This is a genomic window from Stenotrophomonas sp. GW821-FHT01H02A (assembly GCF_059422145.1).
Genome location: NZ_JBWKWI010000003.1, coordinates 1 through 22,737 on the forward strand (window position 1 = coordinate 1; position 22,737 = coordinate 22,737).

The window sequence follows — 22,737 nt, forward strand, 5'->3', positions numbered from 1 at the left end:
CGGTGGCGTAACCGGCCTGCCGGCCGTTGATCAGGATCTGCAGCATGGCGTAGGGCTGTGCGCTACCGCTCAACGTCGGGATGCGGTCATCGGTAGTTCCGCCATGCTTGATGAAGCCCGCTTCATTTACATCGTCATAGACATTGATGGTCGGCGGTGAAGGCGGATTTGGGGTGGTCGCATCAATGGGTGTCACGATGATGGGGAAGGGCTCGCTGCGCTGCAGGCCTCCGGAATAATCCACTGCGCTGAATTCGTGCCCGCCGTCGCTCAGGGGTATTGTCGGAATGAAAGTCCAGTTACCGAACATGTCAGCATCTGTTTGACCGATGTATCGATTGCCGTCATAGATCATCAATCGTGCGAAACGCTGCGCGGTGCCGCTCAGCTGCGGCTGGTGATCATCAGTCCGGTCGAAGGGATTGAGCGGGCCGGTGTTGGCGCCTTGCCGATCAAGCACTTGAGTGATCACCGGAGGTGGTGGAAGAGCGCGTTGGGTCATGGGTGGTTCCAGAGAAGAGGGTGAAAGTAGCGCCGTCGACAGCCCATCACCGCCTCACGGGGCAGAATGAGCAGATCTTGATGCAGCGCTCCCTGTAGCCTCTCAGCCCGGAACGTATCGCCCTATAGAAAGTGTTTGAATTGGACGCCCCGAGTCGGTCGGGGCGTCATCGTTGTTGTCTATCGAACAGGCGTCACAAGGGCAGGTCGAACACGATGACTTCCGCATCGTTGCCGTTTTCCAGCGTCAGCTGTGCCTCGTCGCTGACCTGCAGTGCGTCACCGGCATCCAGGGTGATGCCATTGACCTGCAGCTGGCCGCGGGCAACCTGCACGTAGGCACCGCGGCGCGGCGCCAGCGCGAGGTGGACGCGATCGTCGCCGTCCAGGATCGTGGCGTAGAGATTGGCGTCCTGGTGGATCTGCAGCGAGCCGTCACGGCCATCGCGCGAGGCGATCAGGCGCAGCTGGCCGCGCTTGGTCTCCGGCGCGAAATGGGTCTCCTGGTAGCTGGGCGTGATGTTCTCCTGGTCGGGGAACAGCCAGATCTGCAGGAAGTGCACCGCGTCGTCGGCCGAGTGGTTGAACTCGCTGTGGCTGACCCCGCTGCCGGCGCTCATGCGCTGCACATCGCCGTAGCGCAGGACCGAGCCGGTGCCCATCGAGTCCTTGTGCTCCAGCGCGCCGCCCAGCACGTAGGAGATGATCTCCATGTTGCTGTGGCTGTGGGTGCCGAAGCCCTGGCCGCCCTGCACGCGGTCCTCGTTGATCACCCGCAGCGGACCGAAGCTCACGTAGCGCGGGTCGTAGTAGTTGGCGAAGGAGAAGGTGTGCAGGGAGTTCAGCCAGCCATGGTCGGCCTTGCCACGGGTGTTGCTCTTGCGGATCTGCAGCATGGGAATCTCCTTGGTGTTCGATGGTTTCGATGGTGGGCCGGGGCGGTCGATGACGGTCCCTTTCCTGTTGGCGCCAGTATCCGCTTGCTCTGGTGCGTTGAAAAACGGATAGTTTTGCAAGCCATCATCGAAAAATTCGAATGCTCAAGCTCAGCCTCGACGCCCTGCAGATCCTGGACGCCATCGACCGCCGTGGCTCGTTCGCCGCGGCCGGCAAGGCCCTGCACAAGGTGCCCTCGACCATCTCCTACACGGTGTCCAAGCTGGAAGAGGACCTGGGCGTGCAGCTGTTCGACCGGGTTGGCCCGCGCGCGCAGCTGACCCCGGCCGGGGAGGCCCTGCTGGAAGAGGGCCGGCATCTGCTGCGGGCGGCGCGCGAGCTGGAGATGCGGGTGCGGCGGGTGGCCTCCGGCTGGGAAGCCGAGCTGACCGTGGCGGTCGATTCGATGTTCGTACCGGCGCTGCTGGCCGAGGATGTGCGCGCCTTCACTGCGGTGGCCGAACAGACCCGGATGCGGCTGATCAGTGAATCGCTCTCGGGCACCTGGGAGGCCCTGCTGGACCGGCGCGCGGACCTGCTGGTCGGTGCGGCGGGCGAGGGGCCCAGTGGCGGCGGCTACGTGGTCGAGCCGATGGGTGTGGTGCGTTTCGTGTTCGCGGTGGCGCCCTCGCATCCGCTGGCCGCTGCCGCCGGGCCGCTCGGCCGCGAGCAGCTGGCCAGCCACTGCGCCATTGCGGTGGCCGACTCTGCGCGGCGGCTGCTGCCGCGCACGGTCGGGCTGCTGATGGGGCAGGAGACCGTGACCGTGCCGGACATGGTCAGCAAGTTCCGCCTGCAGTGCGCCGGACTGGGCTTTGGTTTCCTGCCCGAGCCGTATGTGCAGCAGGCGGTGCGGGACGGCCGGCTGGTGATCAAACAGGTCGAAGAGCCCAAGCCGGACGAGACCTTCTGGCTGGCCTGGCGCACGGGCGAAGAGGGCGCGGCATTGCGCTGGTGGCGGGAACGCATGCGGCGCCCGGAGGTGCTGGCGGGCTGGTGGCCCACCATGGAAGGCTGGCTGGGCGGATCGCAGGCCGGGGCAGGGGCGTGCGCTGCGATCCCGGCGCCCGTCCGCTCAAGCTGAATCGTGGCTACGCTGTCATCGGATGGTCATACGGATGCGATAGAGCGGCACCGACGCGATCGGTAACCTGCCGGACTCGTTTGGTTTTTCCGACTCTGCCCATGAAGCGCTTGCTGCTGTTGCTGCTGGCCGGGGCCGGCCTGTGGCTGGCTGCCTGCTCCTCCTTGACCTCCACCGCCGCCTCGACCTCGTTGAGTGATCGCCTGATCGCTCCCGGTGGCGTGTCCACCCTGCTGGACATGCCGCGCATCGCCGACGCGGTGGACAGCGTGCCCAACCGGCATGGCCGGGTGACCGGGCGCGCGGGCGTGCCGATCTTCTGGCGGGCGTTCGACCCCGGTCAGTACGGGGTGCACTACGCGTACCTGCCCCAGCAGCACGACAACGGCGAGCCGCTGCGCACCGGGATGGCGCTGGACCTGCCGCACCCGTTCCAGCCACAGGCGCCGCGCGGCACGGTGGTACTGCTGCACGGCTGGATGATGAACGGTGATGCGATGCTGCCGTGGTCGCTGCAGTTGGCGCAGTCCGGCTACCGCGTGGTCACCATCGACCTGCGCAATCATGGCCATTCGGGGGCGGGTCCGTCCGGCTATGGCACCTTCGAATCGGATGATGTGGTGGATGTCATCGCCGCGCTGAAAGTGCGCGGTGAGGTGGTCGGGCCGCTGTACCTGTTCGGGGTGTCCTACGGTGCGGCCACCGCGCTGTTCACCGCCGACAAGCTCGGTGACCAGGTCACCGGCGTGGTGGCGATGGAGTCGTTCGCCAATGCCGGCGATGCGATCCGCAGCATGATCCCGCACCTGATGTCGCTGCAGCCGACCGCGTGGAAAGCACAGGCCATGGCCGCCTACGGGCGGTGGCGCTATGGCGGGCAGGACATCGACCAGGTGATCGCCGCCGCCAGCCAGCGGCTGGACTTGGACCTGGACCGCGTCGATGTCACCCGCGCGCTGGCCGACAGCCGCGCCTGCGTGCTGCTGCTGCATGGCCAGGATGATCAGCATGTGCCGGTCGGGCAGGGGCGCCGTCTGGCGGCGGCCAGTCCGCGCGTGCACTACATCGAACTGCGAGGCGAAGATCACATCACGCTGCCGCTGCGCGTGGACCTGCTGGGCGGTGTGATAGACGACTGGCTGGCGCATGACGACCACGCCGGTGGCGAGTGCCCGGCGCCGGAACTGCCGGGCGAGGCTGATCTGATGGCGATGCAGGCGGCACGGGCGCACGTCCCGCCGCGCGGCTGAGGCAAAAAAAAACAGCAACCGATGGCTGCTGTCTTCGTCGATGCAATGGTGCGCCCGGAGAGATTCGAACTCCCGACCGCCTGGTTCGTAGCCAGGTACTCTATCCAACTGAGCTACGGGCGCATTTGCATTGTCTGGTTGTGTGTCCTGCCGCACGTGTCGCCACGTTCGACGGGAAGGCAGGCGAGCCTGCCGTTCGATGTAATGGTGCGCCCGGAGAGATTCGAACTCCCGACCGCCTGGTTCGTAGCCAGGTACTCTATCCAACTGAGCTACGGGCGCATTTACATCGAATTTTCATTACTGATACCGACGGCGAAATCGATACCCTGCTGATGGTGCGCCCGGAGAGATTCGAACTCCCGACCGCCTGGTTCGTAGCCAGGTACTCTATCCAACTGAGCTACGGGCGCGTCAACAGGAGCGGAATTATGCGGATCGGCGTCGCATTCGTCAACGGTTTTTGTGAAGGTCTTCATTCAAATGAATGAAAAAGCTGCTCCACCACGGCTTCCGGGGTTTTCATCCAGGCGAAGTGATCCGCGCGCGTGCCCAGCGTCGGCGCGCTCAGCACACTGAGCTGCGCACGCATGCCTGGCATCTTGGCCAGCAGCCCCTGCATCGAGGAGGGCGGCGCCAGCCAGTCGTGGTCCATCACCACCGCGGTGGCCTGGCCCTGCAACGCGCGCATGCCGGCCTCCAGATCGACCGTCATGCCCGCGGCCGCGTAGTGGTTGTTGAGCCCGACGCGTGACCAGTCGCGGATCAGGCCGCGGGCCTCGGTGCCACCGAAGCCGAGCTGCTTGCCGTGCAGGACCCCTTGGCGCTGGGCCAGCCAGGGCAGGAAGCGATACACCAGCGGCAGCGTCCAGCCGCGCGGGGCCGGGAAGGTGCGCCAGTACGGCGTACCGCTGGCGACCAGCCACACCCGTGCGAAGCGCTGCGGGTGCAGCCCGGCGAAACAGCAGGCCAGCTGCCCACCCAGGCTGTGGCCGCCGATGACCAGCGGTGGGGTGTTCGCTTCGGGCTGCTGCGCAAGACTGGCCGGCAGGTCGTGTTCGAGGATCTCGCGATACCCCCAATCCTGGGTGCGTGACGGACGCAGGCTGCTGCTGCCGTTGCCGCGCCACTCGTGCAGGTACACCGCGACGCCGCGCGCGGCCAGCGCCTCGGCGAAGGGCAGGTAGTGGCGCGCGGCCACGCCCAGCGCCGGCAGCCACAGCAGGCGTGCGCGTGGCTGCGTGGGCACGCGCGCCAGCAGTTCGACGCGATGGCCATCGCCGGTCTGTACGGGCAGGGGAGAGGCGTCGATCATGCCGGTCGCGCCGCGCCGAAGTTGTCGATCACCAGTACCTCGCTGCGGCCGGGGTAATAGCCGCTCTGCAGGCCACGCGCGACGTAGTCGATGGCCGCTTCGCAGGCGTTCGGCAACGACAGCCCTTGGCACAGCTGCGCGGCGATGGCCGAGGCCAACGTGCAGCCGGTGCCGTGCGCATCGACCGGCAGCCGGGCATGGATGAACTCTTCGCGGGTGACGCCGTCGAAATAGCGATCGATCACGCGGCTGCCTTCGTCGAGATGGCCGCCCTTGAGCAGGACCGCGCCGGCCCCCAGCTCGAGCAGCGCGTCGGCGGCATCTTCGGCATCTTCGGCGCTGACGATGCGGCGGCCGAGCAGCAGTTCGGCTTCCGGGGTATTCGGGGTGAGCAGCGTAGCCAGCGGAATCAGGCGCGTGCGCATCGCATCCAGCGCACTCGCCTCAAGCAGCCTGGCCCCACTGGTGGCGACCATCACCGGATCCAGCACCACATGCGGTGGGCGATGCTGTTCCAGCGCATCGGCCACCAGCCCGATCACCTCGGCGTTGGCCAGCATGCCCAGCTTCACCGCATGGATGTCGAAATCGGCGAAGCAGGCATCGATCTGGGCCTGCAGGAAATCCAGCGGCGGCACGTGCACGGCGGTGACGCCGCGGGTGTTCTGTGCGGTCAGCGCGGCAATCGCGGAGAGGCCATGCACGCGATGGGCGGCGAAGGCCTTCAGGTCGGCCTGGATGCCGGCACCACCGCCGGAATCGGAGCCGGCGATGGTCAGGGCGGAAACGGGGCTGGAGGGCGTCATCACCGACCTGCAGGCGGGCCGTTGAACTGCACGTCCGAGAACGTGCCGCTGGCCGGGTCGAACAGCGCGCCCCAGAACTGCGTACCGCCATCGCAGACCCGGATCGCCTCGCGTGCTGGATCGATGTCGGCGTCATCGGGCAGATGGAAGGCGTTGAGATAGATCAGCTGCCGGCCGTCCATGTCGATCCCCACATACTGGCGGTCGAAATCGGCGGCCTTGGGCACCTGCGCCTCCAGCGACGGCAGTCGGGCTTCCAGTTGCTCCACCTGTTGGCGGCTGGGCGCCCAGTAGCCGGTAACGCGCCCCGGCTCGCGGCCGGGGCTGGAACGTGAGCAGGTATCCAGTACCTGGGCGGCGACCACGGGGCGGGTTACCACCCAGGACTGGCCGGTCTTGACCGCGGTCGGGACGCTGGCGCCCGGCCGCGTATTGGCAGGCGTGCAGGCGGCCGCCAGCGCAGCAAGCGCCAGCGGCAGGACGGCACGCGACAGGGAACGGCTCACAACACCTCCGAAGCGTAATCGGCCAGGCGCGAACGCTCGCCACGGCGCAGCGTGATGTGCGCGCTGTGCGGCCAGTTCTTGAAGCGGTCCACCGCGTAGGTCAGGCCCGAGGTGGTCTCGGTCAGGTACGGGGTATCGATCTGTTCGACGTTGCCCAGGCACACGATCTTGGTGCCGGGGCCGGCACGGGTGATCAGGGTCTTCATCTGCTTGGGAGTGAGGTTCTGCGCTTCATCCAGGATCAGGTAGCGCGACAGGAAGGTGCGGCCACGCATGAAATTCAGCGAGCGGATCTTGATCCGGCTGGCGATCAGGTCGTTGGTCGCCGCACGCCCCCACGCGCCGCCTTCCTGGGTATGCGTGAGCACTTCCAGGTTGTCGGTCAGCGCGCCCATCCACGGCGTCATCTTTTCTTCCTCGGTCCCGGGCAGGAAGCCGATGTCCTCGCCGACGCTGACCGTCGCGCGGGTCATGATGATCTCGCGGTAGCGCTGCTGGTCCATGGTCTGGGCCAGGCCGGCGGCCAGGGCAAGCAACGTCTTGCCGGTGCCGGCGGTGCCGAGCAGGGTGACGAAATCGATCTCCGGGTCCATCAGCGCGTTGAGCGCGAAGTTCTGCTCGCGGTTGCGCGCGCTGATGCCCCATACCGCATGGCTGCCATGGCGGAAATCGTTGACCAGCGCCAAGGTGATCCTGTCGCCGTCCACCTTGGCCACGCGCAGTTCGACTTCATCGTCGCCGGGCAGGTAGGCGTACTGGTTGGGATGCCAGTTCTCGTCTTCGCTGGCGATGATTTCGTAACTGGTACGGCCCTTGTCGCTCCAGCTGCGCAGGTTGTCGGTGTGCTTCTTCCAGAAGTCTTCCGGCAGCTCGGTGGCGCCGGTATAGAGCAGACTGAAATCGTCGAGCGCGCGGTCGTTCTCATAGTCTTCGGAGACGATGCCGGCGATCGCCGCCTTGATCCGCAGGTTGATGTCCTTGGAGACGAACACCACCGGAATCTCGGGCACCTGTTCCTTCAGGGCCAGGATCGCACCGAGGATGGCGTTGTCCGGAATGACCGCGCCGAAGCTCTTGCCCGCTTCGAAGTGGCTGGTCTGGAAGCGCAGCAGGCCCACGCTCTGCTTGCTGCGCAGCTGCAGGCCGTTCGGGCGCTGCAGTGGAATGCCATCGGCGAGGTTCTCCAGGCCCGAGGCCTGCACCAGTTCATTGAGGAAACGGCTGACCTGGCGCGCGTTGCGGCTTGCCTCGGTGGTGCCCTTCTTGCCGTTGTCCAGCTCTTCGATCACCTGCATCGGCAGGTAGACATCATGCTCCTCGAACTTGAACAGCGCGGTCGGATCGTGCATGAGCACGTTGGTATCCAGTACGTAGATGCGCTTGCCTCGGGTCATCGTCAATTCCTGGTGGCAGAACAGAGACAAGCCATCACGACCTGCGGGGCAGGGTGATGGCCATTGGGGGTGCCGGGTTGATCACTGGGCTTTCGCGGCCTTCAGGGCTTCAAGGACGGTGTCTGCGTGGCCGGCCACTTTGACCTTGCGCCACGCCTGCACGATACGACTGTCGGGCGAAATGAGGAAGGTGCTGCGCTCGATGCCGCGCACCTGCTTGCCGTACATGTTCTTCAGCTTGATCACGTCGAACGCGGTGCACAGCGCTTCGTCGCCATCGCTGATCAGCGGGAAGCCGAAACCCTGCTTGGCGCAGAAGTTGTCGTGGGATCTGACCGAATCGCGGGAGACGCCGAACACGCGGGCGCCGGCCTTCCTGAACTGCGGGAGCAGCGCATTGAAATCGATGCCCTCGGTGGTGCAGCCCGGGGTGCTGTCCTTGGGGTAGAAGTACAGCACCAGCCACTGGCCGGCCAGATCGCCGAGGGTGGTGGTGTCGCCGCCGGACAAGGCCAGCGGAAGCGCGAGGGTGGTGCTGTCCAGGGTGTCGCCGTCGTTCATGAGTTCCTTTCCGGATCCTGGGGTACGTCTACTACAACTGCATGAAACCCCGCGCGCCCGTGACGAGCGCGCGAAACATCAGAACTTCATCGGGTCCATGATCGCATCGAGGTTGAGGTGATCGCAGAACTCGAGGAAATCATCGCGCAGCGCGGCGATGTGCATGTTGGCCGGCACGCCGATGGTGACCTGCGCGGAGAACATTTCCGCACCGGTCTGCATCGCGCGGTAACGCGTGCTCTGCAGGTTTTCGATGGTGATGCCCTGGCGGTCGAAGAAATCGGCCAGCTGGAACAGGATCCCCGGCTTGTCGGCGGCGATCACTTCCACGATGTAGGGCAGCAGGTTGGACTGCGCCTGCTTGGCACCGGTGCGGTACCAGACCAGCTTCAGGCCTTCCTCACGCTCCAGCCGGGTCAGCATCGCCTCCAGCTTGGCCACCGAGTCCCACGAGCCGGTGGCCAAGGCGGTGACGGAGACGTCGCGACCGACCGTGGCCAGGCGGGCATCGACCAGATTGCAGCCACTGTCGGCGATACGCCGGGTCACAGGCAGCAGGGGGGACTCCGGATGCGTCGTATAGGCGTTGATCAGGAGGTGGTTTTCGGTCGGCGCAGGCCGCGGCGTGGTGTCGGTCAAGATGGTTCCGGGTGATGCAAGGTGAGTCTGAACGGCCGGACGACGGCACGTTCGCCGGAGTCCAGCATACTTGCCCGCGCTTTCGACCCGCAAGTAACATGCAACGTACATCTGGCCGGCGTTTACGCAGGCACGGTGCCCCCTTTCTTCCGAGCACGATGTCCTTGTCCCTTTCCGGTCTCATCACCGCGCTGGCGACGCCCTTCCAGGCGAACGGCGCATTGGATCCCGACGGTTGGCAGCGCCTGCTGCATCTGCAACTGGAGGGTGGTGTTCACGGGGTGGTGGTGGCCGGTTCGACCGGTGAAGCCGCGGCCCTGTCCGACGACGAATACGACCAGCTGCTGCGCAGCGCGGTCAAAACCGTTGCCGGGCGCATCCCGGTGCTGGCCGGGACCGGCCTGTCGGGGACGGCAAAAACGATCGAGCAGACCCGCCGCGCGGCCGCCAATGGCGCCACCCACGCGCTGGTGGTGACCCCGCCGTACGTGCGCCCGACCCAGGCCGGCCTGATCGCGCATTACCGCGCGGTGGCCGACCAGGGCGGCCTGCCGGTCATCCTGTACAACGTGCCCGGCCGCACCGGCTGCGACATGCTGCCCGAGACCGTGGCCGAGCTGGCCAGCCACCCGAACATCGTCGGCATCAAGGAAGCGGTGGGCGATGTCGGCCGCGTGCATGCGCTGCTGGCGCTGCGTTCGCCGGACTTCGTCATCCTCAGCGGCGACGATGGCACCGCCGCGCGCTCGATCCTGTCCGGCGTGGACGGCCTGATCTCGGTGGGCTCCAACGCCCTGCCGGGCGCCTACCGCCGGATGTGCGATCTCGCCGCGGCCGGTGAGCGCGAGGCGACCGAGTCCTGGGACGCCCGTCTGGAGCCCTTCCACGAATTCTGCGGCGTGGAGTCCAACCCGATCCCGGTGAAGGAGCTGCTGCGCCGGATCGGCATTGGTGACGGCCTGCGCCTGCCGCTGCTGCCCCTGTCCGCGGCCCATCACGCCGCTGCCGAACACCTGGCCACCGATATCGGTGCGCTGGAAGCACTATCCAACCACTGATCACAGTGGTCACCCAGGAGATTCCCATGCGTCAATCCGTTTCCGCCATCCGCGTGCTGTCCTTTGCGATCCTGGCCACCGCCACCCTCGTCGGCACCACCGGCTGCTTCAAGCGCGGTGCCAAGGGCGACTATGCCCTGGCCCCGGAAGTGCGCCCGCTGGAAGTGCCGCCGGACCTGAACGTCCCGGCTGGCCAGGCCGCTGCCACCGCGGCCACCAGCTCGTCGCTGGCCTCGCAGGCCGCGCGTCCGGCCCCGTCCTCGACCCAGGCGCCGGCCAACAACGCCGGTTTCACTGTGGCGGGCACCAAGGATGAGGTGTTTGCGAAGGTCGGTGCCGCGCTGGAGACCGTTGAAGGCGTGAAGATCGCCAGCAAGGCGCAGCTGCTGGGCTCCTACGATGTTGCCTTCGAAGGCAGCGACTTCCTGGTCCGTGTGGTCGCCGTCGATGCCGGCGCCTACGTGTCGGCGGTCGACCCGCGTGGTCTGCCGGCCACCGCTGCGGCGCCGACCAAGCTGCTGGGCGAGCTGAAGGCGAAGCTGGCCCCCTGATCCAGAGGGCCATCCCCCGGATGCATGGGGGAGGAAACGAAAAGGGCGCCCTCGGCGCCCTTTTTCGTGCCCGCAGGAACCTGACGACTCAGCGTTCCAGCAGTTTCAGCTTGTCCGGCTTGCCGTCCCATTCGCCGGCGTCGGCAGGCGGGTCCTTGCGCACGGTCAGCACCGGCCAGGCCTGGGCCAGTTCGGCGTTCAGGGCGACGAAGACTTCCTGTCCGGCGGGCACGTCGTCTTCGGGGAAGATCGCGTTGACCGGGCACTCCGGTTCGCACAGGGTGCAGTCGATGCACTCATCCGGGTCGATCACCAGGAAGTTGGGGCCTTCATGGAAGCAATCCACGGGGCACACTTCCACGCAATCGGTGTGTTTGCACTTGATGCAGTTTTCGGTGACGACAAAAGGCATGGCTGGATCTGAATCCGACAGTAAGCCGGACAATTCTAGAACAGGTTGGTCCACGGCGCGGGATCGGATCCTGCCTGAATCCCCGAAATGCCGCTGGCACAAGGCTCAGGCCCAGCGGACGAAGCGCTCGGGCAGGCCAGGGATGCCGGTCTCCAGCGCAGATATGCCGCCGGCGCTCGGCACACAGGGGGCCGAACACCCGCTTGCCGGTGCGATCGGTACGGCCGTCGCTGCTGCGTGTCCCCCCGCAACGGGCGGGCCGATCAATACCGTGTGCGCTGCAGGTGTGAGAATCTGGCCGCCAGTACCTGCCGCGCTGATCCGCAACCTCCTTTCGATCGAGGTATGTCCATGTCCCGTGCGTCGCCCAGCAGCATCCGCGCAGGCCGCGGCGAGAACACCGGCTTCATCGTCCTGATCAGCTGCGTGGCCACCCTCGGTGGTTTCCTGTTCGGGTTCGACAGTGGCGTGATCAACGGCACCGTCGATGGCTTGAAGGACACCTTCCAGTCCAGTTCGGCCGGGATCGGTTTCGAGGTCGCCTCGATGCTGCTGGGCTGCGCGATCGGTGCTTTCTTCGCCGGCCGCCTGGGCGACCGGCTCGGCCGCCGGGGTGTGCTGATCATCGCGGCGGTGATGTTCCTGTTCTCTGCGCTCGGTGCCGGCGCGGCGCACAGCTCCACGGCGTTCATCATCGCCCGGGTGATCGGTGGCATTGCCGTGGGGGCGGCCGGCGTGATGTCGCCGGCCTACATCGCCGAGGTCGCCTCGGCCCGCTATCGCGGGCGGCTGGCCACGGTGCAGCAGATCGCGATCATCAGTGGGCTGTTCTGCGCCTTCCTCAGCAACTACCTGCTGGCCAGGGCGGCCGGCGCGTCCACCGAGGCGCTGTGGCTGGGCCAGCCGGCATGGCGCTGGATGTTCTGGATGCAGGCGGCTCCATCACTGCTGTTCCTGTGCCTGTTGCTGGTGATCCCGGAGAGCCCGCGCTTCCTGGTGGTGAAGGGGCGCCGGGAACAGGCGCTGGCGGTGCTGACCCGGCTGTACGGGGCGGCCGAGGCACAGGCCAAGATCACCGAGATCGAAGGCTCGCTGGCGCAGGACCAGCACCGCCCGACGTTCTCCGACCTGATCAACAGAACCACCGGCAAGCTGCGCCCGATCGTCTGGGTCGGCCTCGGCCTGGCGGTGTTCCAGCAGTTGGTCGGCATCAACGTGGTCTTCTACTACGGCGCGGTGCTGTGGCAGGCGGTGGGCTTTTCGGAGAACGACGCGCTGCTGATCAACGTGCTGTCCGGTGCGCTGAGCATCGGCGCCTGCCTGGTCACGGTGATCCTGATCGACCGCATCGGCCGCAAGCCGCTGTTGTGGTTCGGCTCGATCGGGATGGCGATCTCGCTGGCGCTGGTCACCATCGCCTTCGCCAGCGGCTCGCTCGATGCCGGTGGCACGCTGCAGCTGAGCGACACCATGGGCGTGCTGGCGCTGGTGGCGGCCAATGTCTACGTGATCTTCTTCAACATGTCCTGGGGCCCGGTGATGTGGGTGATGCTGGGCGAGATGTTCCCCAACCAGATCCGTGGCTCGGGACTGGCGGTGGCCGGTGCGGCGCAGTGGACCGCCAATTTCGCCATCACCGTCTCGTTCCCGGTGCTGCTGGCCAGCATCGGCCTGGCCGGCGCCTATGGCATCTATACGGTCGCCGCCGTGGTCTCGGTGTTCTTCGTGCTGCGCTTCGTCAGGGAGACCAAGGGCCGGGAACTGGAGCAGATGGAGGGCTGAGTCGCTTCCGTCGCCCGTCGGGCAGGGGCGCAGCGCCGGGCCTGGAACGCAAAAAACCCCGCCGTGGCGGGGTTTCTGGCTATCTGCACCGCGACTGGTGCTCCCTAGGGGACTCGAACCCCTGTTTTAGCCTTGAGAGGGCCACGTCCTAACCTCTAGACGAAGGGAGCAGGCTTTGTCGCGAACTGCGCAGCGCGCTAGTATATGGACCTAGATGCCATTGGGCAATCCCGAAAACTCAACCGGAAGCGCCAACATCAATTCCTCTGCTACATCACCGTTCAGCCTGCGCGTGATCCCGCGCGATCAGCACAACATCTCCCGCAAGGACATCAGCCCCAACGCCCTGCGCGTTCTGTACCGGCTGCGTGATTCCGGGTTTGCCGGTTACCTGGTCGGCGGCGCCGTCCGCGATCTGCTGGTGAACGGCCACCCCAAGGATTTCGACGTCGCCACCGACGCGACGCCCGAGCAGGTCAAGCAGTTGTTCCGCAACTGCCGGCTGATCGGCCGCCGCTTCCGCCTGGCGCATGTGGTGTTCGGCCGCGAGATCATCGAGGTCGCCACCTTCCGCGCCAACATCGACGATGGCAGCGGCGACCGTGAGATGGAAAACGGCATGCTCGTGCGCGACAACGTGTACGGCAGCATCGAAGACGACGCGATCCGCCGCGACTTCACCTGCAATGCCCTGTACTACGCGATCGAGGACTTCTCGGTGCGCGATTACACCGGCGGCTTCGAAGACGTGCAGGCCCGCCTGATGAAGCTGATCGGCGATCCCGAGCAGCGCTACCGCGAAGACCCGGTGCGCATGCTGCGTGCAGTCCGGCTGGCGGCCAAGCTTGGTTTCCAGATCGAAGAAGCCACCGCCGAGCCGCTGCCGCGCCTGGCTAATCTGCTGGCCGAGGCTGCCCCGGCACGCCTGTTCGAGGAAGTGCTCAAGCTGTTCCTGTCCGGGCACGGGGTGGCCAGCTTCGAGGGCCTGGAGCGTTACGGCCTGCTCGACGTCATGTTTCCGGAAAGCGCCGCCGCGCTGCGCAGCAACCGCAGTGGCGCGCTGCGCCGCATGGTCATCGAAGGCCTGCACAACACCGACCTGCGCGTGGCCAATGATGAGCCGGTGTCGCCGTCGTTCCTGTTCGCACTGCTGCTGTGGCCGGCGTTCTGCCGTGCCCTGGCCAGCCTGCAGAAGCAGGGAGTCGCACTGGAAGAGGCGCAGCGCCGCGCGGCCGACCGCGTGACTCTGCACCAGCTGACCACGATCGCGCTGCCGCGCCGCTTCTCGCTGCCGATGCAGGAGATCTGGCTGCTGCAGGGCCGGTTCGGCTCGCGCCAGCGCAAGCGCGTGATCCGCACCCTGACCCATCCGCGTTTCCGCGCCGCCTACGACTTCCTGGTCCTGCGCCAGGTCGCCTCCAGCGAGCACGAAGCCGATGTGGCGTTCTGGCGCGAAGCGCAGCTGCAGTCCGGCACCGAACTGGATTCGGCACTGGATGCTGCCCAGGCCGAAGGTGAGGGCGAAGACGGCGCACCGCGCAAGCGTCGCCGCCGCCGTCGTCGTCCCGGTGGAGCGGCAGGCGAGTAAATCGTGAGCCTGGCCTGCATCGGATTGGGCGCCAATCTCGGGGACGCCGCGCAGACCCTGCGCGATGCCTTCCAGGCGCTGGCGGCGCTGCCGCAGACCACGCTGCGCGCGCGCTCGCAGCTGTACAGCACGCCGGCCTGGGGCAACGAAGACCAGCCGGCGTTCGTCAACGCCGCCGCGCTGCTCGACACCGCGTTGCCTGCACCGGATCTGCTGGACGCCCTGCTGGCGATCGAGCGCCGCTTCGGCCGTGTGCGTGATCCCGCCGTGCATTGGGGTCCGCGCGCGCTGGACCTGGACGTGCTGCTGTACGGCGACGACGTGATCGATCTGCCGCAGCTGCAAGTGCCACACCCGTACCTGCACGAGCGCGCCTTCGCGCTGCTGCCGCTGGCCGAGATCGCGCCGGAGGCGATCATTCCCGGTCACGGCCGCGTGCGGGATGCTGTGGTGCGGGTCGAGGCCTGCGGGATCGCTCCAATAGGAGGATAATGCGGGGCTTATCGCCACCGGTTATCAGCTCATGAGTACCCACGCAGACAGCAAGCCCTGGACCGTCCCCGCATTGGCGGAGGCCAAGCGCAATGGGCAGAAGCTGGTGATGTTGACCGCCTACGATGCTGGGTTCGCCCGCAGCTTCGACGCCAACGGCGTGGACCTGATCCTGATCGGCGACTCGCTGGGCATGGTGGTGCAGGGGCACGATTCGACCCTGCCGGTGACCACCGACGACATGGTCTACCACACCCGCGCCGTGGCCCGCGTGCTGCAGCGCGCACTGCTGGTGGCCGATCTGCCGTTCGGCGCCGATGCCACCCCGGAGCGCGCGCTGGAGGCTTCGCTGCGCCTGCTGCAGGCCGGCGCGGAGATGGTCAAGATCGAAGGCGCCGGCTTCAAGCTGGACATCATCCGCTACCTGGTCGAGCGCGAGATTCCGGTCTGCTCGCACCTGGGCCTGACCCCGCAGTCGGTGCTGCGCCTGGGCGGGTATCGCGTGCAGGGCCGTGGCGACGCGGCCCAGCAGCTGCGCGATGACGCCAAGGCAGCGGCTGCCGCCGGTGCCAGCCTGATCGTCCTCGAATGCGTGCCCACGCCGGTTGCCGGCCTGGTCACCGCCGAGGTCAGCGTGCCGACCATCGGCATCGGTGCCGGCCCGCAGTGCGATGGCCAGGTGCTGGTGCTGCACGATTTCCTCGGACTGGACAGCGGCCATCGCCGTCCCAAGTTCGTCAAGGATTTCCTTGCCGAAGGCGGGTCGGTTGCCGGCGCGGTCCGTGCCTACGCCGACGCCGTGCGCGACGGCTCCTTCCCCGACGCAGAACACGCCTACGCCTCATGATCGAAACCGTCACCGAACTGTCCCGTCTGCGCGCCATCGTCAACGGCTGGAAGCGCGAGGGCCTGCGCGTCGCGCTGGTCCCGACCATGGGCAACCTGCATGCAGGGCATTATTCGCTGGTCACGCTGGCCCGGCAGTACGCCGACCGCGTGGTCTCCAGCGTCTTCGTCAATCCGACCCAGTTCGGCCCGAACGAGGACTTCACCCGCTACCCGCGCACGCCCGAAGCCGATACCACCGGCCTGGAGCAGGCCGGCTGCGATGTGCTGTGGCTGCCCACCGTTGAATCGATGTACCCGTTCGGTGTCGAGCTGGCGGCCAGCGTCAACGTGCCGGGCATCAGCGGCCTGCTTGAAGGCGCGCACCGCCCTGGCCATTTCGATGGTGTCTGCACCGTGGTCTCGCGCCTGTTCAACCAGGTCCAGCCGGACGTGGCGGCCTTCGGCAAGAAGGACTACCAGCAGCTGGCGGTGATCCGCCAGATGGTGGAAGACCTGGCCTTCCCGATCCAGATCGTCGGTGGCGACATCGTGCGCGAAGACGACGGCCTGGCGATGAGCTCGCGCAACCAGTACCTCAACGCCGAGCAGCGCCCGGTCTCCACCACCATCCACCAGGTGCTGCTTGGCATGCGCGAGGGCTTCATCGCCGGCAAGAGCCGCACGCTCATCGAGGCCGAAGCGGCCGCCGCGCTGCAGGCGGCTGGCTTCCAGGTCGACTATGCCGTGGTCCGCCTGCCGGACCTGTCCGAGCCGGCCGATGCCAACGACGGCACCCGCGTGGCATTGATCGCCGCGCGGATCGGCAATACCCGGTTGATCGACAACCTGGAGTTCTGAGCCCGCCAGCGGGTGCCAGCACAGGGCCATCTTCGGGTGGCCCTGTGCGTTTCCGGGCCCCAACCCCGTCCGCCCGCTCTGGCTGAACGGCCGGCAGCGCCGGAGGGGGAGGGCAGGGCTGCCCCCTGCCGCCGGGTCCCCGGGTGCTAGAATTTCCCTTTCCTTTACCGTTTCCCCGTTGCCATGCATCTGTCCCTGCTGAAGACCAAGATCCACCGCGCCACCGTCACTCACTCCGAGCTGAACTACGAAGGTTCCATCGCCATCGATGACAACCTGCTGGCCGCGACCGGCATCCGCGAGTTCGAGCAGGTGCATATCTGGGACGTGACCAACGGTGCGCGTTTCTCCACCTATGCCATCCGCGCCGAAGCCGGCAGCGGCGTGGTGTCGCTCAACGGTGGTGCCGCGCGCCACGTGCAAGTGGGCGACATCATCATCATCGCCGCCTTCGCCAGCATGAGCGAAGAAGAAGCTGACAGCTTCAAGCCGAAGTTGGTATATGTGGACGGCAAGAACCAGATCTCCCACACCAACGACACGATCCCGACACAGGCCGCATGACACAGCACAACGGATTCGACCCGCTTCATTCCCATGCCCAGCGCCTGCGCGGCGCGAGCATCCCGTCGTTGATCGCCGCCGAACCGGGCCGCGCACAAACGCTGGGGGTGCGGGTCGGTCCGTTGTACGTCAATTTCGCGCGGCAGAAGTACGACCGCGCGGCGTTGGACGCACTGCTGCAGCTGGCTGCCGAGCGCGATGTCGCCGGCGGCTTCCAGCGCCTGTTCCGCGGTGAAACGGTCAACGTCACCGAGGGCCGCGCCGCGCTGCACACCGCACTGCGCGGCGATGCCAGCGGCGCGCCGGTGGCCGGTGAGGCGTTTGCCACTGCCGCCCAGGTGCGCAGGCAGATGGGCGAGCTGATCGCCGCACTGGAAGCGACCAACATCACCGATATCGTGAGCGTCGGCATTGGCGGCTCGGACCTGGGTCCGCGGCTGGTGGCCGATGCGCTGCGTCCGGTCTCCGGTGCGCGTTTCCGCGTGCATTTCGTCTCGAACGTGGACGGCGCCGCGATGCAGCGCACGCTCGCCACGCTGGACCCGGCGACCACCGCCGGCATCCTGATCTCCAAGACCTTCGGTACCCAGGAAACCCTGCTCAACGGGCAGATCCTGCATGACTGGCTGGGCGGCAGCGAGCGCCTGTATGCGGTCAGTGCCAACCCCGAGCGCGCGGCCAAGGCCTTCGCGATCGCCGCCGGCCGCGTGCTGCCGATGTGGGATTGGGTGGGGGGGCGTTATTCGCTGTGGTCGGCGGTCGGTTTCCCGATCGCGCTGGCGATCGGCTTCACGCGCTTCGAACAGCTGCTCGAGGGCGCGGCGCAGATGGACGAACACGCGCTGACCGCACCGCTGGCGCAGAACCTGCCGGTGCTGCATGCGCTGACCGATATCTGGAACCGCAACCTGCTTGGCCACGCCACGCATGCGGTGATGACCTACGACCAGCGCCTGGCGCTGCTGCCGGCCTACCTGCAGCAGCTGGTGATGGAAAGCCTGGGCAAGCGCGTGCAGCTTGATGGCAGCCCGGTGGCCAGCGACACCGGGCCGGTGTGGTGGGGCGGGGCGGGCACCGATGTGCAGCACAGCTTCTTCCAGGCCCTGCACCAGGGCACCAGCGTGATCCCGGCCGATTTCATCGGCTGCGTGCACAACGATGATCCCTACGTGGTCAACCACCAGGCGCTGATGGCCAACCTGCTGGCGCAGACCGAGGCGCTGGCCAACGGCCAGGGCAGCGAGGATCCCCATCGCGAGTACCCCGGCGGCCGCCCGAGCACGCTGATCCTGCTCGATGCGCTGACCCCGCAGTCGCTCGGTGCCCTGATCGCCATGTATGAACACGCCGTGTACGTGCAGTCGCTGGTCTGGAACATCAATGCGTTCGACCAGTTCGGCGTGGAGCTGGGCAAGCAGCTGGCCAGCCAGCTGCTGCCGGCATTGCAGGGTGAAGCGCATGCGATCACCGACCCGGTGACGCTGGAGTTGCTGGGGCGCCTGACAGCCTGACCGCCTGATCGCCGCGTAGAGCCGACCGTTGGTCGGCTATCGCGCGCAGCGCGCGGTGTCGATCATCATGGCGAAGAGCAGCCGACCCACGGTCGGCGCTACCGGTGTCTGCGCGGGCGACCGGCGGTCGGTATTACCGGCTTGGGTCGCGCTCCGGGCTGGGCCGCTTGGCCAGCTTGCGCTGCAGCGAGCGCCGGTGCATCCCCAGCAGGCGCGCGGCGGCGGACACGTTGCCGCCGGTCTCGTGCATCGCCTGCTGGATGTGCTCCCACTGCAGGCGGCTGATCGGGGTCATCGCATCCGGTGGCTCCAGGTCGCCGTCATCGGCGGGGCCATCATCCTCTTCGCCGAGCGCACGCAGGATCATCGGCACCGTGGCGGGTTTGGGCAGGTAGTCGTCGGCGCCGAGTTTGATCGCTTCCACCGCCGTGGCGATGCTGGCATAACCGGTCACCAGCAGGATCCGCATGTCCTCGCGCAGGGCGCGCAGCGGCTGGATCAGCGCAAGGCCGGACTCGCTGCCGAGCTTGAGGTCGATCAGCGCGTAGGCCGGTGGTTGCTGCCGGGCCAGCAGCAGGGCCGAGGCGGTGTCGCTGGCGGTCACGGTTTCCAGACCCTTGCGGGCCAGGCTGCGCTGCAGCGTGCGCAGATAGAGCTCGTCGTCGTCGACCAGCAGGCCATGGCTGGCCTGGCCGGGCGCGGGGGTGAAAGCGGTCATGCGGAAGTCTCCCGTGGGGACAGGGGCAGGCGGAAGCCGACGCGGGTACCGGCGCCAGTGGCCGGGCGCATCCACAGCTCGCCGTCCAGGCGTTCGATGGTGGCGTGGGACAGGGCCAGGCCGACACCCATGCCGTCGGTCTTGCCGCTGTTGAACAATGTGCCGGGCAGCACGGCCTGGCGGGCATCGAAACCGTGGCCGTAATCGCGCACCTCGCCGATCAGGTCATCGCCTTCGATGCGCAGCGACAGATCCACCTGCGGTCGGTCGGCCTTCTCGCCGGCATCGGCGGCATTGTTGAGCAGCACCATCAGCAGGTGGCCGATGCCCGGGTCCAGTGGCAGGGTGAGCGGGGCGTCTTCATTGCGCTTGAGCGCGATGGTCGGGCGCACCAGCCGCCACTGTTCCAGCACCTGTGGCAGGGTCACCGCGTCGCGGCCGGGGGCGTCGCCTGCGGCCGGGCGGGCCAGCGCCAGCACCCGTTCGCGACACTGCACCAGCAGCTCGCGCAGGGTTTCCACATCATCGCGGACCTCGCTGCTTTCGGTCTGGTCGGCGATGTCGTCGGCGAGCAGGGTCATCGTCGCCAGCGGCGTGTTGAGCTCGTGGGCGACCGAGGCGGCATGGGTGGCCAGTGCGACGATGCCTTCGTTGCGCACGAAGCGTTCGCGCAGCAGCGCCAGCTCGTGTTCGCGCTGGCGCAGGGCGATCGCCAGCCGGGTGGCGAACACCAGCACCACCGTCGCCGACAGCAGGAAGTTGCAGACCACGCCCCACTGCTGCATCTGCGCGCCGGTGAAATAGCCGCTGGGCAGCGGCAGGCCGAACACGCCGCTGACCGCGTAACCGATCAGGCAGGCCGCGGCCACGGCCAGGGTCCAGCGCAGGGGCAGGGCGAGCGCGGCCAGTGCGATCAGGATCAGGAACAGCGAGCCGAACGGATTGGCGACACCGCCGCTCCAGCCCACCATCCAGGTCAGCACGGTGACGTCCACGAGGATGTGGCCGAAGGCGGTCACCGGCGCGGTATCCGGGCCGTGTACACGCAGTTGCGCGTACAGGTTGAACAGGGTCAGCGCGGCGACGCCGGCCCACAGCGGCAGCTGCGGCAGTTCCAGGCCGAGCACCCAGGTGGCGACCAGGATCGTGGCCGCCTGGCCGGCCACGGCCAGCCAGCGCAGGCTGCACAGAGTGCGGAGAAAGGGGGCGTCGGTACCGGTCATCACCGCACATCCTATGCGCTCCCGCCAGCGGCTGCCTGCGACAATCGGCCGCATCGGTGTGTGGCAGGCGCCGGCCGCCGCCGAACATGAGTGCCAACCAACGGGCGGACACCTACCTGCACGCTGGGCGCGCTAAAATAGGCGGATGCATGACGCCGTGACCCGACCGACCCAACCCGCCGACTCCGCCGTGTGGGCCCGCCGCCAGACCCAGCCCGTCCGTATCGGCGGCGTGGTCGTGGGCGGCGGCCATCCCGTGGTGGTGCAGTCGATGACCAACACCGACACCGCCGATGTCGCCTCCAGTGTGAAGCAGGTGGCTGAACTGTGGCGCGCGGGCTCGGAGATGGTGCGGTTGACCGTCAACAATCCCGAGTCGGCCGCGGCCATCCCCCGGATCGTGGAAAAGCTGCAGATGATGGGGATCGATGTCCCCCTGATCGGCGACTTCCATTACAACGGGCACCAGCTGCTGACCCAGGAGCCGGCCTGCGCCGAAGCCCTGGCCAAGTACCGGATCAACCCGGGCAACGTCGGCTTCGGCAAGAAGAAAGACACCCAGTTCGCGCAGCTGATCGAATTCGCGATCCGCTACAACAAGCCGGTCCGCATCGGCGCCAACTGGGGCTCGCTGGACCAGTCGCTGGCCGCGCGCCTGATGGACGAGAACAGCCAGCGCCAGCAGCCTTGGGATGCCGGGCGCGTGCTGCGTGAGGCGCTGATCCGCTCGGCGCTGGATTCGGCCGAAACCGCGGTGGAACTGGGCCTGCCGCGTGATCGCATCGTGCTCTCGGCCAAGGTCAGCGGCGTGCAGGAACTGATCGCGGTGTACCGCGACCTGGCCCAGCGCTCGGATTTCGCGCTGCATCTGGGCCTGACCGAAGCCGGCATCGGCAGCAAGGGCATCGTCGCCTCCTCGGCGGCGCTGGCGGTGCTGCTGCAGGAAGGCATCGGCGACACCATCCGTATTTCGCTGACCCCCGAGCCGGGGCAGTCGCGCACCGCCGAGGTGATCGTTGCCCAGGAACTGCTGCAGACCACCGGGCAGCGGGCGTTCACGCCGCTGGTCACGGCCTGCCCGGGCTGCGGCCGGACCACCTCGGAGTTCTTCCAGGAGCTGGCCAAGGTCGTGCAGAACCACGTGCGCGAGAAAATGCCGATCTGGAAGGTCAGCCATCCCGGTGCGGAAAGCATGACCCTGGCGGTCATGGGCTGCATCGTCAACGGGCCCGGCGAATCGCGCCACGCCAACATCGGCATCTCCCTGCCGGGTACCGGCGAGACGCCGGCCGCGCCGGTCTTCGTGGACGGTGAAAAGACGGTCACCCTGCGCGGCGAGAACATCGCCCAGGACTTCGTGGCGCTGATCGACGATTACGTCGAACGCACCTATGTCCGGAACATCGGATAAGCCGGCGGCGCTGGCCGCACCGGAGCCGGCGGCCGGCTTCCGCCACTGGATGGGCCACAACGCCTGGCGCTTCGTGCTGCTGTTCGTCGGGGTGCTGCTGCCGCTGGCGGGGTTCGTCGCGCTGGCCGATGAGGTCCACGAGCTGGAATCGATCTACTTCGATGCCCCCGTGCTGTGGAAGCTCCACGGCCTGCATTCGCCGGGCCTGGACCAGTTCTTCGTGCTGCTGTCCAAACTGGGCTACGAGTGGTTCCTGATCCCGGCCGATGTGCTGATCGTGGCGCTGCTGGCCTGGCGCAAGCGTTGGCGCGAAGCCAGTTTCGTGGCGATCTGCTTCGTCGGCTCGGCGCTGCTCAACCTGGGCAGCAAGCGCTTCTTCCAGCGCGACCGGCCCAGCCTGTGGGAATCGATCGCCCCGGAAAGCACCTTCAGCTTCCCCAGCGGGCACGCCATGGGCTCGATGACCCTGGCCGTCACCCTGGTGCTGCTGGCCTGGAACACCCGCTGGCGCTGGCCGGTCGCCCTGTCCGCAGTGACCTTCGCGGTGCTGGTGAGCCTGTCCCGGGTCTACCTCGGGGTGCATTACCCCTCCGACATCCTGGCCGGCTGGTGTGCCGCCCTGGTCTGGGTGGTAGGGTGCTTCCTGGTCATGTTCCGCCGCCGGCACCCCTGGCGGCATCGCCATTGAGGGCATTACGGCAGTAAACTGGCCGAAAACGGCATGAAAGGGGGCTGCATCGATAGGCTGT

At 67.2% G+C, this 22,737-nt stretch carries 24 protein-coding genes and 4 tRNA genes; 13 read left to right on the top strand and 15 right to left on the bottom strand.

Annotated features, from left to right (window positions below; translation table 11 throughout):
• Together AC07WC_RS05520 and AC07WC_RS05525 are read right to left on the bottom strand one after the other, a co-directional pair.
• Positions 1–502, bottom strand: a 502-nt coding sequence (locus AC07WC_RS05520) for an Ig-like domain-containing protein (RefSeq protein WP_495209122.1), incomplete at its 3' end; no start/stop codon positions are given.
• A 193-nt stretch (positions 503–695) separates the two neighbouring features.
• Complete coding sequence (locus AC07WC_RS05525; RefSeq protein ID WP_495209123.1) at positions 696–1,397, bottom strand: pirin family protein; 702 nt, start codon at positions 1,395–1,397, stop codon at positions 696–698.
• Between the two features lie 140 nt (positions 1,398–1,537).
• Between AC07WC_RS05525 and AC07WC_RS05530 the strand changes: the two genes are divergently transcribed.
• Both AC07WC_RS05530 and AC07WC_RS05535 read left to right on the top strand, forming a co-directional pair.
• A complete protein-coding gene (locus AC07WC_RS05530) occupies positions 1,538–2,521 on the top strand; it encodes a LysR substrate-binding domain-containing protein (protein WP_495209124.1) in 984 nt (327 codons plus the stop codon).
• Between the two features lie 101 nt (positions 2,522–2,622).
• Complete coding sequence (locus tag AC07WC_RS05535; protein ID WP_495209125.1) at positions 2,623–3,771, top strand: alpha/beta fold hydrolase; 1,149 nt, start codon at positions 2,623–2,625, stop codon at positions 3,769–3,771.
• 46 nt (positions 3,772–3,817) lie between these two features.
• Here the strand turns inward: AC07WC_RS05535 and AC07WC_RS05540 are convergent.
• The 9 genes from AC07WC_RS05540 to AC07WC_RS05580 all read right to left on the bottom strand — a co-directional run bounded on the left by AC07WC_RS05540 (position 3,818) and on the right by AC07WC_RS05580 (position 8,992).
• Positions 3,818–3,894 (bottom strand) — tRNA-Arg (locus AC07WC_RS05540).
• An 82-nt stretch (positions 3,895–3,976) separates the two neighbouring features.
• A tRNA-Arg gene (locus tag AC07WC_RS05545) sits at positions 3,977–4,053 on the bottom strand.
• 54 nt (positions 4,054–4,107) lie between these two features.
• Positions 4,108–4,184 (bottom strand) — tRNA-Arg (locus AC07WC_RS05550).
• Between the two features lie 62 nt (positions 4,185–4,246).
• On the bottom strand, positions 4,247–5,086 hold the full coding sequence (locus tag AC07WC_RS05555; RefSeq protein WP_495209126.1) for an alpha/beta hydrolase family protein: 840 nt from the start codon (positions 5,084–5,086) through the stop codon (positions 4,247–4,249).
• Entirely contained in the window at positions 5,083–5,892 is an 810-nt protein-coding gene (thiD, locus tag AC07WC_RS05560; RefSeq protein ID WP_495209127.1) for a bifunctional hydroxymethylpyrimidine kinase/phosphomethylpyrimidine kinase, read from the bottom strand. Before thiD ends, AC07WC_RS05555 begins: the two co-directional genes overlap by 4 nt.
• Complete coding sequence (locus AC07WC_RS05565; RefSeq protein WP_495209128.1) at positions 5,892–6,398, bottom strand: hypothetical protein; 507 nt, start codon at positions 6,396–6,398, stop codon at positions 5,892–5,894. The genes thiD and AC07WC_RS05565 overlap by 1 nt, the downstream gene beginning before the upstream one ends.
• Complete coding sequence (locus AC07WC_RS05570; RefSeq protein ID WP_495209129.1) at positions 6,395–7,792, bottom strand: PhoH family protein; 1,398 nt, start codon at positions 7,790–7,792, stop codon at positions 6,395–6,397. The genes AC07WC_RS05565 and AC07WC_RS05570 overlap by 4 nt, the downstream gene beginning before the upstream one ends.
• A gap of 81 nt (positions 7,793–7,873) precedes the next feature.
• A complete protein-coding gene (locus tag AC07WC_RS05575; RefSeq protein WP_495209130.1) occupies positions 7,874–8,353 on the bottom strand; it encodes a peroxiredoxin in 480 nt (159 codons plus the stop codon).
• 78 nt (positions 8,354–8,431) lie between these two features.
• The gene (locus AC07WC_RS05580; protein ID WP_019183297.1) at positions 8,432–8,992 is read right to left on the bottom strand and encodes a glycine cleavage system transcriptional repressor; all 561 of its coding nucleotides are present in this window, start codon (positions 8,990–8,992) and stop codon (positions 8,432–8,434) included.
• Between the two features lie 164 nt (positions 8,993–9,156).
• Here AC07WC_RS05580 and dapA point away from each other — a divergent pair, with 164 nt between their 5' ends.
• Positions 9,157–10,050, top strand: a complete 894-nt coding sequence (gene dapA / locus AC07WC_RS05585; protein ID WP_495209409.1) for a 4-hydroxy-tetrahydrodipicolinate synthase — start codon at positions 9,157–9,159, stop codon at positions 10,048–10,050.
• Positions 10,051–10,076: 26 nt separating this feature from the next.
• Positions 10,077–10,601 carry a hypothetical protein gene (locus AC07WC_RS05590; RefSeq protein ID WP_495209131.1) on the top strand — a complete coding sequence of 175 codons (525 nt, stop codon included), beginning with the start codon at positions 10,077–10,079 and terminating at the stop codon, positions 10,599–10,601.
• A gap of 88 nt (positions 10,602–10,689) precedes the next feature.
• On the opposite strand, the gene fdxA is transcribed toward AC07WC_RS05590, so the two are convergent.
• Positions 10,690–11,013, bottom strand: coding sequence for a ferredoxin FdxA (fdxA, locus tag AC07WC_RS05595; protein ID WP_019183294.1), 324 nt, complete (start codon positions 11,011–11,013; stop codon positions 10,690–10,692).
• 294 nt (positions 11,014–11,307) lie between these two features.
• On the opposite strand from fdxA, the gene AC07WC_RS05600 reads away from it, so the two are divergent.
• The gene (locus tag AC07WC_RS05600; protein WP_495209410.1) at positions 11,308–12,795 is read left to right on the top strand and encodes a sugar porter family MFS transporter; all 1,488 of its coding nucleotides are present in this window, start codon (positions 11,308–11,310) and stop codon (positions 12,793–12,795) included.
• 95 nt (positions 12,796–12,890) lie between these two features.
• Here AC07WC_RS05600 and AC07WC_RS05605 read toward each other — a convergent pair.
• A tRNA-Glu gene (locus AC07WC_RS05605) sits at positions 12,891–12,965 on the bottom strand.
• A gap of 50 nt (positions 12,966–13,015) precedes the next feature.
• Between AC07WC_RS05605 and pcnB the strand changes: the two genes are divergently transcribed.
• From pcnB to pgi, 6 genes are all read left to right on the top strand, one after another.
• Positions 13,016–14,383 carry a polynucleotide adenylyltransferase PcnB gene (gene pcnB, locus AC07WC_RS05610; protein ID WP_495209411.1) on the top strand — a complete coding sequence of 456 codons (1,368 nt, stop codon included), beginning with the start codon at positions 13,016–13,018 and terminating at the stop codon, positions 14,381–14,383.
• A 3-nt stretch (positions 14,384–14,386) separates the two neighbouring features.
• On the top strand, positions 14,387–14,875 hold the full coding sequence (gene folK / locus AC07WC_RS05615; RefSeq protein ID WP_495209132.1) for a 2-amino-4-hydroxy-6-hydroxymethyldihydropteridine diphosphokinase: 489 nt from the start codon (positions 14,387–14,389) through the stop codon (positions 14,873–14,875).
• Between the two features lie 31 nt (positions 14,876–14,906).
• Positions 14,907–15,722 carry a 3-methyl-2-oxobutanoate hydroxymethyltransferase gene (gene panB, locus AC07WC_RS05620; protein WP_495209133.1) on the top strand — a complete coding sequence of 272 codons (816 nt, stop codon included), beginning with the start codon at positions 14,907–14,909 and terminating at the stop codon, positions 15,720–15,722.
• A complete protein-coding gene (gene panC / locus AC07WC_RS05625; RefSeq protein WP_495209134.1) occupies positions 15,719–16,561 on the top strand; it encodes a pantoate--beta-alanine ligase in 843 nt (280 codons plus the stop codon). The genes panB and panC overlap by 4 nt, the downstream gene beginning before the upstream one ends.
• 183 nt (positions 16,562–16,744) lie before the next feature.
• Entirely contained in the window at positions 16,745–17,125 is a 381-nt protein-coding gene (panD, locus tag AC07WC_RS05630; protein ID WP_019183273.1) for an aspartate 1-decarboxylase, read from the top strand.
• On the top strand, positions 17,122–18,636 hold the full coding sequence (gene pgi, locus AC07WC_RS05635) for a glucose-6-phosphate isomerase (RefSeq protein WP_495209135.1): 1,515 nt from the start codon (positions 17,122–17,124) through the stop codon (positions 18,634–18,636). The genes panD and pgi overlap by 4 nt, the downstream gene beginning before the upstream one ends.
• A gap of 133 nt (positions 18,637–18,769) precedes the next feature.
• On the opposite strand, the gene AC07WC_RS05640 is transcribed toward pgi, so the two are convergent.
• Positions 18,770–19,354 carry a response regulator transcription factor gene (locus AC07WC_RS05640; protein ID WP_495209136.1) on the bottom strand — a complete coding sequence of 195 codons (585 nt, stop codon included), beginning with the start codon at positions 19,352–19,354 and terminating at the stop codon, positions 18,770–18,772.
• Complete coding sequence (locus AC07WC_RS05645; RefSeq protein WP_495209137.1) at positions 19,351–20,577, bottom strand: ATP-binding protein; 1,227 nt, start codon at positions 20,575–20,577, stop codon at positions 19,351–19,353. The genes AC07WC_RS05640 and AC07WC_RS05645 overlap by 4 nt, the downstream gene beginning before the upstream one ends.
• A gap of 145 nt (positions 20,578–20,722) precedes the next feature.
• Between AC07WC_RS05645 and ispG the strand changes: the two genes are divergently transcribed.
• Positions 20,723–21,988, top strand: coding sequence for a flavodoxin-dependent (E)-4-hydroxy-3-methylbut-2-enyl-diphosphate synthase (gene ispG, locus AC07WC_RS05650; protein ID WP_495209138.1), 1,266 nt, complete (start codon positions 20,723–20,725; stop codon positions 21,986–21,988).
• Positions 21,969–22,676 carry a phosphatase PAP2 family protein gene (locus AC07WC_RS05655; protein WP_495209139.1) on the top strand — a complete coding sequence of 236 codons (708 nt, stop codon included), beginning with the start codon at positions 21,969–21,971 and terminating at the stop codon, positions 22,674–22,676. Before ispG ends, AC07WC_RS05655 begins: the two co-directional genes overlap by 20 nt.
• The last annotated feature ends 61 nt before the right edge of the window (positions 22,677–22,737 follow it).